At 38.0% G+C, this 17,033-nt stretch carries 15 protein-coding genes; 11 read left to right on the top strand and 4 right to left on the bottom strand.

Features of this window, described 5'->3' with window-relative positions; translation table 11 throughout:
* Positions 1 to 501, bottom strand: a complete 501-nt coding sequence (locus SFA27_RS13375) for a DUF2480 family protein (protein ID WP_407292642.1) — start codon at positions 499 to 501, stop codon at positions 1 to 3.
* 23 nt (positions 502 to 524) lie between these two features.
* Complete coding sequence (locus tag SFA27_RS13370) at positions 525 to 1,151, bottom strand: superoxide dismutase (RefSeq protein WP_264518202.1); 627 nt, start codon at positions 1,149 to 1,151, stop codon at positions 525 to 527.
* A gap of 194 nt (positions 1,152 to 1,345) precedes the next feature.
* Between SFA27_RS13370 and SFA27_RS13365 the strand changes: the two genes are divergently transcribed.
* Complete coding sequence (locus tag SFA27_RS13365; protein WP_407292639.1) at positions 1,346 to 1,966, top strand: helix-turn-helix transcriptional regulator; 621 nt, start codon at positions 1,346 to 1,348, stop codon at positions 1,964 to 1,966.
* A 35-nt stretch (positions 1,967 to 2,001) separates the two neighbouring features.
* Positions 2,002 to 2,649 (top strand): hexitol phosphatase HxpB, encoded by a 648-nt coding sequence (gene hxpB, locus SFA27_RS13360; protein ID WP_407292636.1) that lies wholly within the window; start codon positions 2,002 to 2,004, stop codon positions 2,647 to 2,649.
* 116 nt (positions 2,650 to 2,765) lie between these two features.
* On the opposite strand, the gene SFA27_RS13355 is transcribed toward hxpB, so the two are convergent.
* Positions 2,766 to 3,392 (bottom strand): RNA polymerase sigma factor, encoded by a 627-nt coding sequence (locus SFA27_RS13355; protein ID WP_264518199.1) that lies wholly within the window; start codon positions 3,390 to 3,392, stop codon positions 2,766 to 2,768.
* A gap of 241 nt (positions 3,393 to 3,633) precedes the next feature.
* Between SFA27_RS13355 and SFA27_RS13350 the strand changes: the two genes are divergently transcribed.
* The 8 genes from SFA27_RS13350 to SFA27_RS13315 all read left to right on the top strand — a co-directional run bounded on the left by SFA27_RS13350 (position 3,634) and on the right by SFA27_RS13315 (position 14,055).
* Positions 3,634 to 4,590: a FecR family protein gene (locus SFA27_RS13350; RefSeq protein WP_407292633.1), complete on the top strand. Its 957-nt coding sequence runs from the start codon at positions 3,634 to 3,636 to the stop codon at positions 4,588 to 4,590.
* A gap of 49 nt (positions 4,591 to 4,639) precedes the next feature.
* A complete protein-coding gene (locus tag SFA27_RS13345) occupies positions 4,640 to 7,930 on the top strand; it encodes a TonB-dependent receptor domain-containing protein (protein WP_407292631.1) in 3,291 nt (1,096 codons plus the stop codon).
* Positions 7,931 to 8,244: 314 nt separating this feature from the next.
* Entirely contained in the window at positions 8,245 to 9,537 is a 1,293-nt protein-coding gene (locus tag SFA27_RS13340) for a hypothetical protein (RefSeq protein ID WP_047375841.1), read from the top strand.
* Positions 9,538 to 9,613: 76 nt separating this feature from the next.
* The gene (locus SFA27_RS13335) at positions 9,614 to 10,537 is read left to right on the top strand and encodes a T9SS type A sorting domain-containing protein (RefSeq protein ID WP_407292629.1); all 924 of its coding nucleotides are present in this window, start codon (positions 9,614 to 9,616) and stop codon (positions 10,535 to 10,537) included.
* A 177-nt stretch (positions 10,538 to 10,714) separates the two neighbouring features.
* Positions 10,715 to 11,458, top strand: a complete 744-nt coding sequence (locus SFA27_RS13330; RefSeq protein ID WP_264518196.1) for a hypothetical protein — start codon at positions 10,715 to 10,717, stop codon at positions 11,456 to 11,458.
* A gap of 6 nt (positions 11,459 to 11,464) precedes the next feature.
* Entirely contained in the window at positions 11,465 to 12,802 is a 1,338-nt protein-coding gene (locus SFA27_RS13325) for a S41 family peptidase (RefSeq protein ID WP_407292627.1), read from the top strand.
* Between the two features lie 181 nt (positions 12,803 to 12,983).
* On the top strand, positions 12,984 to 13,253 hold the full coding sequence (locus tag SFA27_RS13320; RefSeq protein WP_047375532.1) for a hypothetical protein: 270 nt from the start codon (positions 12,984 to 12,986) through the stop codon (positions 13,251 to 13,253).
* A 79-nt stretch (positions 13,254 to 13,332) separates the two neighbouring features.
* Positions 13,333 to 14,055 (top strand): sterol desaturase family protein, encoded by a 723-nt coding sequence (locus SFA27_RS13315; protein ID WP_052184603.1) that lies wholly within the window; start codon positions 13,333 to 13,335, stop codon positions 14,053 to 14,055.
* Between the two features lie 10 nt (positions 14,056 to 14,065).
* Here the strand turns inward: SFA27_RS13315 and SFA27_RS13310 are convergent, their stop codons facing one another.
* The gene (locus SFA27_RS13310; protein ID WP_047375530.1) at positions 14,066 to 14,488 is read right to left on the bottom strand and encodes a MarR family winged helix-turn-helix transcriptional regulator; all 423 of its coding nucleotides are present in this window, start codon (positions 14,486 to 14,488) and stop codon (positions 14,066 to 14,068) included.
* A 51-nt stretch (positions 14,489 to 14,539) separates the two neighbouring features.
* Here SFA27_RS13310 and SFA27_RS13305 point away from each other — a divergent pair, with 51 nt between their 5' ends.
* Positions 14,540 to 16,789, top strand: a complete 2,250-nt coding sequence (locus tag SFA27_RS13305) for an ATP-binding cassette domain-containing protein (RefSeq protein WP_407292624.1) — start codon at positions 14,540 to 14,542, stop codon at positions 16,787 to 16,789.
* Positions 16,790 to 17,033 lie beyond the last annotated feature (244 nt).

Genomic DNA, 17,033 nt, shown 5'->3' with positions numbered 1-17,033 from the left:
TTATTGTTTAAAAATTACTTTGGGTAATCCTATCTCACCATACATCAGTGTTTTTACTAAAGGTTTCAGAAGTCCTGCAGCTAATAAATAGAGCGCGGGATCATGATTGGTACTTGCACGAACGACTACTTTCTGATTTCTGTAATGTTTCAGGTCCGCATAGATGAGACGGCGTTTCCAAAGATCGAGCAGAACTGTTTCTGCATTGTTCAAATCGACATAAGAAGCATAAGGAGATAGTTTTTCCATGATTAGCATATAGGCCCAGGGCGGGATAATGGCATCCGTAGAACAGATGATTCCTACTGCTTTTTCGTTATAGACAGAAAAATCCACCGCAGCAATTGATTCTTTAAACTCTTTCTCCTTGACAATCATTCCCATGAAGAGATGATCTTTGATATCCAGTTCCACAATTTCCGTTGTGGGTTTGTAATCTGAAAGATCAAGGGCAATAATACCTGAAGCTTTTGCTTTATTGATAAAATTTTCCTCAGTCATAGTTTATTTACATTAAGTGTTAATTATCTTACTTTTGATAAAGCCTCTTCATATTTTTTCTCAACAGCAGACCAATTCAGCACAGACCAGAAAGAATCCAGATAATCTGCCCTTTTATTCTGATAGTTCAGATAATATGCATGTTCCCATACATCTATCCCAAGAATAGGGAAGCCTCTGTTTGTTGAAAGAACATCCATCATCGGATTATCCTGATTAGGAGTAGAACTGATAGCCAGTGATCCGTTGAATTTTACAAAAAGCCATACCCATCCTGAACCGAACTGAGATAAGCCTGTTTTTTTCATTTCTGCTTTAAGGTTCTCAAGGCTTCCAAAAGTTGCAATGACAGCATCATTAAGGGTACCTTCAGGATTAAGCTTAGGTTGTGGAGAAAGAATTTCCCAGAATAAAGAGTGGTTATAATGTCCCCCGCCATTATTTCTTACAGCAGGGCTGTATTCACTTACTCTTTGCAGTAAAGAATCAAGATCGGGATTGGTTTCATTGGTTTGTGACAGTGCAGTATTCAGATTATCTACATATGCCTGATGATGTTTCTGATGGTGAATTGTCATTGTTTCTTTATCTATAAAAGGCTCCAAAGTATCATAAGCATAAGGTAACTGAGGTAATGTAAATGGGTTCATCGTATTTATTTTTTTGATTATTATAGGACAAAGGTAAAAATTTATTTAAATAAAACAACATTTTGGTTGTTTTATTGATTGTGTTGCTTTAAAAGATAACAGTTTGTAAATGTTTGATTTAGTTACTTTTTTTGGAGATTATAGAAAATGACTATATTTGTTGTTGAAAAATAAAACAACCTAAATATTGTCAAATGAAGAAGCCGGCTGCGGATCGTATTCTGATGTTTTTAAAGATGAGAGGTGAAGTTACATCGCTTCTTATTGCTGAAGAATTGTCGATCACCAAAGAAGGAGCAAGAAAACATTTACTGAATCTTGCTCAGGAAGGATTGATCCGGTCTTCGGTGAAGAGCGAAGGAGTGGGGCGCCCATCCACCTATTATACCCTTACAGAAAAAGGATTGGCTCAGTTTCCTGATACTCATGCAGATGTAACCGTTCAGATTCTGAAATCAGTGAAAAATCTTTTGGGTGAAAATGCATTGGAGCTATTAATCAGTGACCGTGAGAAAAATACTCATGAGCGATACGAAAAAGTACTTGTTAAGACAAAATCTTTGGAGCAACGCCTCGAATCCCTGGCAAAAATACGCAGTGAAGAAGGATATATGGCAGAATGGAAAAAAGAAGGGAAAGATTATTTTCTGATCGAAAACCATTGCCCGATATGTGCTGCGGCAACAGAATGCCAAGGGTTCTGCCGTGCTGAATTATCCAATTTTCAGTCGCTGATTGGGAAAGAATACAGGGTTGAAAGAGTAGATCATATTATTTCCGGCGGACAGCGCTGTGTTTATAAAATCAGCCATTAATTCATCATTTATAACTTATAATTATCATTCAAAAGATGGCTTTAAAAGCAGTAATATTTGACATGGACGGGGTACTGATAGATTCAGAAAAATTCTGGACTCAGGCAGAGCTTGATGTATTTTCATCCTATGGAGTGCAGGTCACAGAAGATCTTGCAGCACAAACCAAATATATGACTACTCAGGAAGTAACAGAATTCTGGTATGAAAGATTTCCATGGGAAAATTTTGATGCATCTGATTTAGAAAATAAGGTGGTTACAAGAGTGATAGAAATGATAAAGAACCAAGACTGTACAATGTCTGGAGTGCAGGAGTTTATTAAAAATCTTAAGAATAAAGAATACAAGATAGGACTGGCAACTAATGCTCCTTTGCGTGTAGCTAATGCTGTTCTTGAAAAGCTTCAGGTTAGTGATTTATTTGACACTGTTCACTCATCAGAGTTTGAAACTCAGGGAAAACCTCATCCAGCTGTTTATCTTACTTCTGCAAAAAAACTGGGTGTTTCTCCTGAACACTGTATTGCTATTGAAGACAGCCCCTCTGGATTAAAAGCGGCGAAAGGAGCTGGAATGCAGACTATAATTTTCACCAATAATGACGAAAGCATAAATTCAAACCTTGCCGATTTTAAAATCCTGGATTTTAATACAGCTTTTTTACCGGTGTTTGGTGAGTAGCGAATAGTGAATAGTGAATCCGCTTCGCTGTGAACTTTAATATATGCTACAAAAATTGACGATTGACTGCGTAGCAAATTGATCATTGACACAACCCCAACCCCGCAACCCGCATCTCAATACCTCGTCAACACCTCCATCAACAAAAGAATAGAAACCAGTTTTTTAGACGACTGATATTCAGGATTCAGTTGTTCGCGGATTTCCCCCAAAGCTTTGCTTAATTTATTACTTACTGTCTTATTGCTTACTCCTAATGCTTCTGCGGTTTCATTAACGGACATATTTTTCCGGATTCTCATATCATATACCTGTTGCTCCGTTGAAGGAAGCTGGGCAACCACTTCATCAATCATTAATAATAAACTATTGATTTCATTTTCCTCAAGGATCTCAAAATACTCTGTATCCGATATCTCAAATTCATTAGGGATGTCAAACTCATCAATGCTCAGCGTGGGAGGGGCTTTTTTATAATTGTTATAAAAGTCAAGGATGCGATAATGAAGATGGCGGAGAAGGTAGCCTTTTGCACTTTCGGAGTCATCAGTTTGTATCGTATCTGTATTCTCAAGGATCTTTATCCATAGGTTCTGAAGGATTTCCTCAGCAATTTCTTTATCCCGCGTGCGCACAAAAACAAAGCTATATAGACTATCCCAGTATCGGTCATACAGCAGCATAAATGCAGGACGGTCGCCTGATTTTATTTTCTTTAATAATGTATAGTCTGTTGGGCTCATATTGTGTTACAAAATTACCTAAAGGAAAATTAACTTTTTGTGAACTTTGGGGATGGTAAGATTAAATATTTCTGAAAAAAGAGGGTTAAACAAGATGTTAATGTTTAGTAAATGTGAAAAACAACGAAAATTATTAACAATTTGGTTGTAATGTGAATATAACATTAACAATACCCTGGGGAAGTTTTTCATTTTCACGGTCTTATAGATAGAAGTATCTGTGAATACTATGAAAGACTTTATGAAAAAACATTTAACATATAAAAATATTGAAGCCTTTGTTTTCAGACTTTGGGAACGGGAAGTTTCTGATGACCCAATTTCTGAAAAGGAAAATAAACTTTTAACAAAATGGAGAATCCAGACTGAAAAAGATCTGGATACTGTTCATAGAAAAGAATCCAGAGAAAGGGTATTATCCGGACTGGAGCATTATTTTTCTCAAACAGATATTATTTCTATACATTCTGCAAAAAGGTTGAAAACAAACCTATATAAAATGGCAGCAGTTATTATTCTGCTTTTGTCGCTGGGAGGTATTTTCACCTATACCATGTTCATTAAGCCCGATGTTTATCTTGCAAAATCAGAAAACCGTATTGTTCATCTTGAAGATGGATCTGTAGTTACTCTTTTACCAGGCGCTGAACTCACTGTTGATAAATCATTTCCTGCCTCTACCAGGGTTGTGAATTTAAAAGGAGATGCCATTTTTTCCGTGGCTAAGTCAAAAGTACATCCTTTTGTAGTGCGTGCTGATGGTTTCAGTACTAAAGTATTGGGAACAGTATTTAAAATCTCACAGTCCGGAAAGAAAAAAGCGGTTGATCTTTATGAAGGAAAGGTGGCTGTATCCTCTCCCGGAGTTCCGGTTTCTTTCCTTAAGCCTAATCAGAAATGGACAAATTTCGGGATTGCACATACTACAGCGATCATTTCAATAAGTCCGGTGAAAAATGCGGCCAGGAAAATTTCTGCAATACTGTCTTTAAGCTTTAATGATGTTCCTTTAAAAGAAGTGGTAGTTGTTCTTGAGAGTAACTATAACACAAAAGTATTATATCCTAAAGATGCTGAAGACAAGAAGATCACTGCTGACTTTACCGGAGGAACAGTAGGAGAAAATATTGAATCACTGGCCTTCATCCTTGGATTGGAAGTACAGAAAAAAGAGAACACCTATATCCTGAAGAAATAAAACATTACACAAAAAATTAAATAGTCATAATCAAGAGAACACTTTAAGTATGAAAAGTTTGAAATGTGGGATTACCATAGCAGCCTTATTTTTTACTGTAGCCGCAGAAGCACAGGAGCTGGTTCAGAAAGTAACATTTTCTGTACCTGCCAACAGACCGTTGATTGAAGTTTTGGAGGAATTTGCCGGAAAAACGGGAATGAGGCTGGCTTATTCCAAGGTAGATATTAAAGAGCTGAAGGTAAAAGGAGTGAAATGTGAAAATACATCCGTTAATGGCTGTCTGAAAGATATTACCAATGGACTTCCCGTTGTGTACCGTCTGCATGGTGATCTTATTTCAATAAAATATGAAAGTTCTAACATCTCTGTACCGGGAAACGGACGTATTTCCGGTAAAATAGTGGATGAGGTAGGAAATCCCATTACCGGAGCAGAAATTAATATTGCCCAGAAAACCGTAGTAACAGATAATAACGGAGATTTTACAATAGATCTTCCCTCAGGAACTTATAATCTGACGATAAAAGCTCCAAAATACAATACACTGAGAGTTGAAAAACTATCCGTTATCAATAAAGAAACGAACTCCGTATCATTTGCCCTGAACAAGGCTTCTGATAAAATTACAGATATTAAAGAAGTTGTGATTACTGCAGCGCGTAAAGCAGATACCCAGGCAGGGCTTCTTGCTCAACAGAAAAAAGCGGCACAGATGAGTGACGGTATTTCAGCAGAACAGATTTCTAAAACACCGGACAGCGACGTAGGAGGGACTCTGAAAAGAGTAACGGGAATTACCACTATAGATAATAAATATGTAGTAGTACGATCTATGGGTGAACGATGGAATACCGCAGCCATGGACGGAATTAATCTCCCGAGTACAGAAGCCTATAATCAGAATTTCTCATTTGATATCATTCCTACTGCCATGGTGGAGAGTGTAGTGGTGAGTAAATCTGCAACACCCGATATGAATGCCAGCTTTGCAGGAGGTTATGTGGAAGTGAGAACCAAAGATATTCCCAACGAAAATTTTACAACTGTAACCATGGGAACTTCTTATAACGATCAGTCAGCATTTAAAGAATTCCTGACACGCAAGCGGGGAAAGTATGATTATTTCGGATATGATGACGGGACAAGGGATTTTCCCAAAGGTCTTGAAGCGGTAAACTGGACGGATCCGAAATTTTTTGAACAGTCCAGACAATTTACCAATGACAATTTCAGCACCTATAAAACCAGAGGTGACATGGGATCCAACATTCAACTGGCATTAGGAAGAACATATGCGCTTAAAAACAACAATAAATGGGGATTTGCCGGAGCATTTGTCATCAGAAATGAACAGAATAAACTGGATATAGACCATACGGGAAGAGGAAACTGGCTGGATACCACAGGAATGCCGGATGCAAACGGGCAGATTCCGTTTTACAACTTCAAAAACAGCGGAGCTTCCTACAATTATAATTCCACGTTAGCAGGGATGCTTAATTTCGGGCTGCAGTTGGGCAAAAACAGAATTTCATTCCGTAATTCCTACACCCATATCTTTGATAATACTTTGACGAGAGTAACCGGATGGAATGAATACTCAACCGGGAGCGGAATGGCTGCCAATGCAGAATTAGCCTATAATTATTTCTACCACGGAATTATTCCCAATAATGATCCGGCTCAGATCAAAAATTTAGACAAACCTTATACCGATAATACCAACTATCCGATTTTTCAGACCCTTTTACAAAATAAAATCGAAGGAAATCATAAAATAGGAAATACAGAAATCAGCTGGTTTGGGGCGCGTACAGGAGTTTCTTCCGATACCAAAGATTATACACAGTATATTACCCGGTATGACTTTATCGGAAATGAAATCTTAACCTTTCATAAGATCTACAATTCCGGAGCCGATTTTTACAGAGGATACATTGAAAACAGAGAAACAGATTACAACTATGGAGCTTCTGTAAAATGGGATATGGATGCCGGAAATTTTAAGAACACTATTAAAACCGGATATGCCGGAGCTATAAAAAACAATACCAACCAACAGCAGAAGTTTTTTCTTCGTGTTGACGAAAACCGGGACGTTCCGAATAGCGAGAAGAACTATTTGACGATGTATGGTTCACTTGCTGACTGGTTTGATGGTACCCATTATGTTCCGGGTGGTATTGGTTGGGAAACCAAAGCATTGTACAAAAATGACAAATATGAAGGAGAAGTCAATCAGCATGCTATGTATATTATGTTTGACAACCGTTGGAAAAATAAATTGAGACTTGTCTGGGGGCTGCGTGCAGAATATTTTAAATATGATATGATTTCCCAGCAGCTGGATGCTTCCGACTCCAAATACATCACGAGAACAGCTATAGATGATAAGCCATGGCAGTGGATGCCTTCCGTGAATTTTACGTACAGTCCTACCAATAAGATCAACCTGAGGCTTGCTTACAATAAATCTGTCATCCGTCCTCAATTTAATGAAAGAACAGGACTTCCGTATTTCGATCCTATTGCCAATGGGTTGATTTACAATACGGAATTGAGCTCATCAGTGATTAATAATTATGATTTTAAGTTTGAATGGTTTCCGGGACTCGGTGAGATATTTTCTGCAGGATTGTATTACAAAAATATTGACAGACCTATTGAACGTGAAGGCCATATTTCCAGTGAAGGAAACCTTTTCCTTTACAATGGAAATTCAAAAAATGCAAAGCTGATAGGAGTAGAGGCGGAGGTAAGAAAAAGTTTAGGCTTTATTGCTGACGGAACTTTTATGGAAAAGCTTTTCATAAGCGGAAACTTTACTTATAACCATACCAAAGTAGTGGCTTTTAAAGATCTGTATAAAACTGGTGATAATGATGAAACCTATGAAGTGAAACGTCCGCTTTACGGACAGACTCCTTATGCCTACAATCTTGGATTGGTCTATGACGGAAACCGGTTAGGGATGAGTTTTTTGTATAACGCAAAAGGAGACCAGTACATCACGGTAGGATATGCGTACAAAGGAGAAGAAATCCAGCGGCCTTATGCAGTGGCAGACGCTCAGATCTCTTATAAATTCCTTCGTAACAGAAATTTTGAAGTAAAATTTAATGTAAGAAATCTCTTCAACAGGGTAAAGGAATATTATAACAATTTCAATTCTTATCTGGCTGCAAAAGATGGAGGGGGAAGTAATGTGGGAACAGAAAGGGAAGGCTGGGAACTTCTTCCGGGAGCAACGGACAGGTATGATAAAAATATTGACAAGATTATGTTCCGGGCTTACAGCGGAAGAATGTTCAGCCTAAGCGTGAATTATACTTTTTAAAAAATAAGTGCACCAAACACTATAATTATAAAAAAGAGCTCAAGATAGCATCGTACAGGTTTCGGTAACCTGATCAAAAACTGGAAAGATACTGATGAAGCGCACAGCAGTACCGGTTCAGAAAAAAACCGAGCGTTAATGGCTTTTCCCAGGTATTAACGGTTTCTACGGGAACTTCCCCAATGCAGCTCCTCCTGCAGTGACGGATGAATTCTAAAAACCAAATCGAAGGAATAGAGAGGCAGATATTCCTGAATATTAAAAAACTGATCTGGTATAAAATAACACGACCGGATTTATTAAAAATTATAACAATGAAAAGACTAACTCTAATTGCAGTGGCAGCATTATCTCTTACAGCTTGTCAAAACGATCAACTGGCGGATTCATCATCTCCATTTGAAATGAAATCTACTTCTGCTGAGTACCTTACAGCTTCGGCTCTTCCGGTAACCAGCGTAAGCGGTGATATTACTTCAAATACAACATGGAGCGGTGTAGTTGAATTAGACGGAGTTGTAACGGTAAAAAATGGTGCTACACTAACAATCCAGCCGGGTACATTCATTAAAGCTAAGCCAAATACAAGCAATACTGCTACAGGAGTTTTGGTAATTGCTAAAACAGGAAAAATTAATGCAGCAGGTACTGAAGCTCAGCCAATCATTTTCACAAGCTACAAATTGCTGGATGGAAATGAAGATACAACTGCTGCTCCTGGTGATTTCGGAGGAGTTATCATGTTAGGAGATGCACCTACCAACACTCCGTTCACAAAAACAATTGAAGGACTATCTGGTCCGGATTTCTATTACGGGGGTACTAATGCTTCTCACAACGGTGGAACATTGAAGTATGTACGTATTGAGTTTGCAGGATTCGATCTTTTAGCTCCGAACTCAGGAAACGAAATCAATGGTCTTACTTTAGGAGGAGTAGGAAACGGAACTACTTTGGATCATATTCAGGTATCTTTCGGGAAAGATGACTCTTTTGAATTCTTCGGTGGTACTGTAAACGCTTCAAACCTTGTTTCTTTCGCTGCGGATGATGATAACTTCGATTTCGATAACGGATATACAGGAACTATTACTTGTGCTCTTGCTTTGGCAGATTACAACTCTACACACAGTCTTAGCGGATCAAGCCCGGATTCTAACGGTATCGAGCTTGATAACAACGCAGACGGTTCTTCTACATCATTGTTAACTCACCCGGTTATCAACAACCTTACGATCATTGGTTCTAAGAACTCTACTAAAGGTGCTTTGTATGAAAACGGAATCCACATCAGAAGACATGGTAGATTAACATTAAATAATGCTGTAGTTACAGGTTACCCTGTGGGAATCAAAGTAGAAGGTACAGGTTCTGAACTTTCTTCAGCTTCAGCATACAACACAATCCAGATCCACGGATTTACTACTTCAGTTACGGGTACAGGAACAGCGGGAATCCCTGCAGCTAACCTTGCGACTGGTACTCCTGCGTCTCTATGGGGTATGAGCCAGCCTTTCTTCAACGAAGGTGGTTGGAATGTATCTCCAAGAAACTGTGGAAACTTCCAGGGACTTTGGACAAAATACAATTTCTCTATTGTAGAATAATAAAAACTTTAAAAAAGCAGGGAACAGCACATGCTGATTCCTTGCTTTTACTTCAAAAACCTTAATAATCAGCATTATGAAAAAAATAATTTTATCATCTGTTCTGTTTTTATCTCATCTGGCTGCAGCACAGTCTCTGGTATGGGGAAATTCTTTTGATACTCCTGCTGACCTTCAGGGATGGACTTTCCATGATTTGAACAACAATGGCAACGGATGGGTACAGGGGCAGAATATCTATCACAACGGAACATCCCTGGCGTATGGAACTACAGGCGTTCTTCGTCACTCTACCAGCTTGGTTCCAACTGGAAGTGCTACGGGATTTGGTACAGAAAATGACTGGATTATTTCTCCTCAGATTGATCTTACAAATACTGCAGGAACTGTTACTCTGGCCGCTTATATCGGAAGACAGAGATCTACTCATACCATTGTTGCCAGAGAGCTTTTTATCTATGTAAGCACGCCGCAGAAAGAAGTTCCTGAGTTATCAGACTTCCAGGCAATGACGGTAGATGCAAATGGAAATGACGTTCAGAGTATCTACAAAATACAGGTAGGTGACTCAGCCAATCCTTTTCCGGCTGATCTTACCCAGTTTGTAGAATCCCTTGTAGATCTTTCTGCTTTTGCAGGGAAGAAAATCTATATCGGAATGTGGTCAAACAGAAAAACAAGCGGAAATAACGTTCAGAATATCAATATCGATGAAATGGGGATCTACACTACTTCATTTTTGGGAACTAAGGATGTAAAAAGAAACAAAATTGTAACACAAATAGCAGAAAATCCGGTAAAAGAATCTTTACAGCTGCAGCTTAACCCAGTATTGAAAGAAAACATGACGGTGGTAACCATTTACAACGCAGCAGGACAAAAAGTACTTACCACTCAGTATTCCAAAGCAATCCATACAGCAGGGCTTATATCTGGGGTTTATATAGCAGAAATCACAGATGGAAAAAATACGGAAAGGTTGAAGTTTATTAAAAAATAACCCTTCTTCCCTTAGAAACTGATTTTTAGAAATACCATAATTTTTAATATAAAAGAATGGATAGTATTTGATAAAGGCTATCCAGAACATATCCAACTAGTTTTTTTATAATTATATATTGCCCTGCTTTGGGTAGGGCAATATTTTTAAGTTTTACAATGAAATAATTGAAGAAAGATGAATAGAATCTTCGCATTACTACTATTATTTACTGCACTGTTTTCATGCACAGACAGCAACACGATGGAGTTGTATGATAAAGTACAGAAACCCGGAGAGGTTAATATCAAAGGATTTTCCAAGCCTGATATCCTTCAGCTGAGATTCAACGGAGCACCTGTATCCATTGACGGAAAAACCTCCTATACCAATAAAATAGAAACCCAGCTTCAGTTTGTCCTGGATCAGGGAGAAACCAATAAGCTGTCTGTATATAATAATGAAACAGGAACTGAAATTGCAAAATACAATATTACTTATGACAATATAAATGATTTTAAAACCTTATACTTTTTCAATCTTCCGGGGATTTATCTGCAGACTTATGCTGTAAAACCTCAGGTTAATCTTGGGAAAGTAGGGTTTGAATTTATTTTTCCCAATCTTGGCGAACTTTCAGGGACTTCTCTGGAAAATGTAAAAGGTGTTCTGAAAAGAGAAAACGGAGTAGTGCTGGCAGAATTTGATAATATCGGGAAAGACAACTTTACCGCAGTGAAAATTTATAGTTTTTTCAGTTCTACAGCTCCGGTATATCTGGAATTGTATAAACCGGGAACTACAGAACCTTATGCAGGATCTAAAATGATTCAGGTGAAATTGAAACAGCACACAGGAGCAAACATGATTGTTCTTCAGGAAAAAATAGAAAATGGAGAATGGGTAGTAAAAGGAGATATTGATGTAGCAGAATATCTGTAATTGTATATGAAAAACTTTTTGAAATTTCAACTGATTGCTCTGGCAATTCTTCTCATTTCGTGCACAAATAATGACGAAAGCGCACCTGTTTTTCCGGAAGGGAGTACAGAATCTGTGAATCTCTGGGTTCAGGACAGCATGAAACGGTATTATTACTGGGCAGATCAGATGCCTGCGAAACCTGATTACAGGCTTCCTGTAAAGGATTTTTTTAAGAGCCTTCTGTCTTCTCAGGACCGTTTTTCTTTCATGGTGAATACTGAAGATTCTTCCAGCTATCCACGTTCTATAAGGAATATGTACGGCTTTGATTACACCGTTGTTAAGCTTGCCAGCAATCAGGTTGTTACCATCATTAAGCTGGTTCTTCAAAATTCTCCGGCCTTTAATGCAGGTCTGGAAAGGGGAATGATTATTACCAAAATCAATGGAAAAGTTATTACCGCAGCAAATGCTGAATCAATGGCCTCATCCATTAAAGACCAGACCGTTGTAGATCTTACCGTAGGGAAATGGCAGAACGGAACGGTTGCTGATGAAAAAAATATTACCGTTTACTATGGCTTCTCTTTTGAACAACCCATTTTATCTAAAGTTTTCGAGAAAAACGGTAAAAAAGCAGGATATCTGTATATCTATGATTTCCCGGACGGAATGACACAAACGCTGAATCAAAAATTTACAGAATTTAAGGCTGCCGGAGTACAGGAACTGATTCTGGATCTCCGCTACAATTATGGAGGTTCGGTATCATCTGCTGCTGCACTTTGCTCACTGATTCCTTCAGGGTTATCATCTGGCTCACCATTCATCATTTTTAAAGGAAATAAAAACGGGGGGGAAGTAAAAAGAACATTTGCACAGCAAATTGCCTATGATCCTAAAGCTCTTGATTTTGCCACTTTACGTGCTAATGCTTTGGGATTACAGAAAGTATTTATTCTCACATCGAACAGTACAGCATCTGCTGCGGAAATTGTCATCAACAATCTGAAGCCGTATATGCAGGTTATTCAGATCGGAGATACTACGTTAGGTAAAGATATGGCCGGATTTGTAGTGGAAGACAAGCGGAAACCAAGAAAAATTTCCTGGCAGATTCATCCGGTAATTTATAAAGTATTCAATGCCAATGGAGCCGGAGAATACAGCAATGGAATTTCTCCACAGGTCATTGTCAACGAATATGCCGGGCTGCCGCTATTACCTTTGGGTGATCCTAATGAAACTCTTATTTCTTCAGCCCTTAACGGAGGGTATTTCAAATCCGCAGGTCAGGAAAAGAATGGAGAGGCTAAGATTTTATTTCAGAGTGATGTCCCTCCAATGGTGACAGGGAAGTAATTTTGAATGAAAGGATGAAAAAGCAAAAGAGCCAATTTGCTGAATTTTAATAATGAAAAATAAAAAATAAGATATAGAATAGTAAAAGTAAAACCTATAAAAATTTCTTCGCCATTTTGCGACTTAACTTTTTGCCAGTTTACTTTCAATCTATTCAGTAAATCAATAAAATCAAAAAATCATGCAGGGAATAGAACCGAAACTTCACATGAACCTGACCAGCCGCATTGAATACTACCGTCTGCTGATAGAAGCTGCAGAAGATCCCGAAAGCCAGCCTTCGGATGTGGCTACACAGATTTCAGAACTGGGTCATCTGTATGAAGAATATCTGCTTAATAAAAAGAATCTTGAGAACAGCATCAAAAACTATCGGCAGTATCATAATAATTTACGGAAAAACCTTACCGTAAGACTTCGGGAGCTCAGAAGAAAGGCAAGACAGAAATAGTGTCTGAAATTGACTTTATCAGCCGATTTTACTGTGAAATTCATACCTTTATGACTTCAAGTTGAAGGACAACAGGTTTATGAATTTTAATCAAACAGAACTTTCCGGTTATTTGCATCTGTTCTGGCAGTTTTCCTGGCCGCAGTGGATGATATTCAGCCTTATCATTAACAGTTTTCTGTACCTGTTTTCTATAGGTTTATATGTTTTTATTGAAAAGACCTGTCGTAAAAGTCAGCTGCAGGAAAAAAATCATCCTGTTACAAGATCCGATTTCTACCTCAGCCTTTTTACCATAATCTGTAACAGCTTTGTCATGTTGCTGGGAGCATTATTATGGAAAAACAGATGGATTGTTCTTGGAGAAAATCAATCGGGAGTTGAGATAGCAGCTGAAGTCATTGCCTTGCTTCTTCTGATGGATCTGCTGATGTATTTCTTTCATTATGGAGCTCATCTGCCTTTTATCTATAAAATTCTGCACAGAAAACATCACGAGCATGTAAGTACCAATTTTCTGAGCCTTTTTGTTCTGCACCCTTTTGAAACTATAGGATTTGGTTTGATGATGCTTGCTTTACTCATCGGTTATGATTTCTCAGTCATTTCCATTTCCATTTATCTTTTGCTCAATCTCATCTGGGGAACCATAGGACACCTGAACAGAGAATTTTTTCCGGCTTCTTTTGACCACTTCTTCGTGGGAACCACAAGGTTTCATAATGTGCATCATCTGGATGAAAGCAAAAATTTTGGATTCTATACTTCTATTTGGGACAGGGTATTTGGGACCTATAAGTAGAAGAAAGGTATTACAATTTTACATGATTCAGGACTTTGTTTAGCAGATAATTAAAATTTTCCAATTCTTTAGCAGTCAGTATGGAAGCTGTCTGTCCGGTAATGTTTTTACGGAAAGTTTCTGAATTTTCTATGATAAACCTTCCCTTATCCGTTACTGAAAGATTGTATTTTCTATGATCTGTTTCTTCCTGTTTCTTAATAATTAAATCATTACTGATCAGAAATTTAAGTTGCTTGGAGATAGCTGCCTGGCTGATATTAAATGCTGTTGAGATTTCCCTTCCTGTGGCTGTTTCTTTTCTTAGAATAAATTCAATGATATTATAATGTGCCGCTGTAACTCCATTAATATTTCCCCGGTTCATATGAGCCAGAATAAGACATTGGAAATTAGTAAATGTGTTAAAAAACTCTTTTTCAGTGTGTTTCATGATAAATATACTTAACTTAGTTAATTATTAACAAAGTTAAGTATTTTAAATATGGAAAATATAGAAATTACCAATGCCCGGCAAAATAATCTCAGAAATATTTCCATAAAAATTCCAAAATATAAGATTGTGGTGTTTACGGGAGTATCAGGATCCGGGAAATCTTCATTGGTTTTTGAAACCATTGGAGCAGAAGCTCAAAGGCAGATTAATGAAACCCAGAACAGTTTTATCAGAAACCGTCTGCAGCATTATGGCCTGCCTGATGTAGATAAAATTGAAAATTTGAATGTTCCTATCATTATCAATCAGAAGCGGTTAGGAGGAAATGCCAGGTCTACGGTGGGAACAGCGGCTGATGTGTCTGCTTCTTTAAGACTATTATTTTCGAGAATGGGAGAGCCCTTTGTAGGCTATTCTAACGTTTTTTCATTTAATCATCCGCAGGGAATGTGCCCGGAATGTGAAGGACTGGGCTTTGTTCAGACCTTGGACGTGAATGCTTTAATTGATCGTGAAAAATCCTTACATGAAGGCGCAGTCCGGTTTCCGACCTTTCAGCCGGGTGGATGGCGTTTAACAAGATATACCTTGTCCGGATATTTTGATAATGATAAAAAACTGAAAGATTTTACCGAAAAAGAATGGGAGATTTTGCTGCATGCACCAGAGCATAAACCTAAACATCCCCATAAAGACTGGGGAAAAACCGTAAAATATGAAGGGATTGTTCCAAGAATAGAAAAAGCGTTCCTGAAAAAAGATTCCAAAGAAAATATCACAAGAAAAGATGCCCTGAAGAATATTGTGATCACAAAAACCTGCCCTTTATGTCAGGGAAAACGGTTGAATGAAAAAATCCTGTCCTGTAAGATCGAAGGAAAAAGTATTGCAGACTGTATGGCTCTTTCCGTGGACGAACTGCTTGAGTTTATTACTTCGCTGGATTCAAGACAATATGAAGTCGTCATCAAAGAACTTTCAGCAAAATTGCAGAATATAATGACCATCGGATTGCAGTATCTGACTCTTGACAGGAGTACCAACACCCTTTCCGGGGGAGAATCTCAGCGTATAAAAATGGTACGGAGTCTGGGAAACAGTCTGATAGATCTTTTGTACATTTTTGATGAACCCAGTATTGGTCTTCATCCCAAAGATCTGCAAAATATTATCACCATCATACAGCAGATCAGGGATAAAGGAAATTCTGTCTTAATTGTAGAGCATGATCCCGACCTGATAAAAATGGCAGACCATATTATTGATATAGGCCCGGGCTCAGGAAGAAACGGGGGAAAAGTGGTATATGAAGGAACATTTAAAAACTTAAAGAGTTCAGCCGGCAAAACAGGTTCTTATTTTGCAAGGAAACCGTTTATAAAACAAAAATTCAGAAAATCTGATGGATACCTGGAAATTAGAAATGCCAACAGGTATAATCTTAACAATGTGACTGTAAATATTCCGACCGGAGTAATGACAGTTGTAACAGGAGTTGCAGGATCGGGGAAAAGCACACTCATTAACCGTATTCTGCCGGAGCTTTATCCTGATGTGACCATTATTGATCAATCTTTGTCTGCTGCAAGCGCCCGCTCCAATCTGCTTACTTATCTGGGGATATCAGATATTGTGCGAAAGCTTTTTGCACAATCTAATCATGTTTCAGACAAACTGTTCAGCAGAAATAGTGAAGGAGCCTGTAAAAACTGCAAAGGATTGGGAACAGAAAGAATTGATCTTGCTTTTATGGATGATATTGAACAGCCTTGTGAAGTTTGCGGAGGTTCGGGATTTGATCCTGATGTATTGCAATATATCTACAACGAAAAAACAATTGTGCAGGTTATGAATCTGACAGTCTCTGAGGCTATTTCTTTTTTTAAGGAAGAAACTGTTCTTAAAAACTTTGATCTGCTGATACAGCTGGGGCTCGATTATATGACTTTGGGGCAAAGGCTGGATAGCTTTTCCGGAGGTGAAAGACAACGCCTGAAACTCACAAAAGAGCTGAAGAACACCAATCAGATTATTGTTCTTGATGAACCGAGTACAGGGCTGCATCCAAGTGATACACAAAAATTACTGACTTTTTTTAATAACCTTGTAGAGCAGAATAATACACTGATTGTCATAGAACATAATCTTGATATTATTTCACAGGCAGACTGGATTATTGATATGGGGCCGGGAGCAGGAAAGTTTGGTGGGAAAGTATTGTTTGAAGGTACTCCAGAGGAGCTATTGAAAAACAAAATATCATTCACTGCAGAATTTCTGAAGAAACATATTCAGTAAAAAGTTTAGCGTACATTATTATTTAAAACGCAAAGATTAAATGTAATTAATTTATATGAGGGGGTAAAGTATAGCAGTAAAACTGCTTAAAAAGCTTATGGATAAGCATCAGTTTCATCAGTCGATTGCAAATCGGCTTTTTCTTAGCTCCCTTAAAATAGTACGTAATGCAAAACAGCCTTTGCGTTGAAGAATTCTAAAGTCCTGTTAAGTTATTAAGAACAATGAAGAGTATTAGGTTGAA

Origin of the sequence: Chryseobacterium sp. HR92, assembly GCF_045689405.1 — a bacterium.
Classification (GTDB): Bacteria; Bacteroidota; Bacteroidia; order Flavobacteriales; family Weeksellaceae; genus Chryseobacterium; species Chryseobacterium viscerum_A.
The sequence above is the reverse complement of the archived record's forward strand: the minus strand, read 5'-3'. Positions and strand labels throughout refer to the sequence as shown.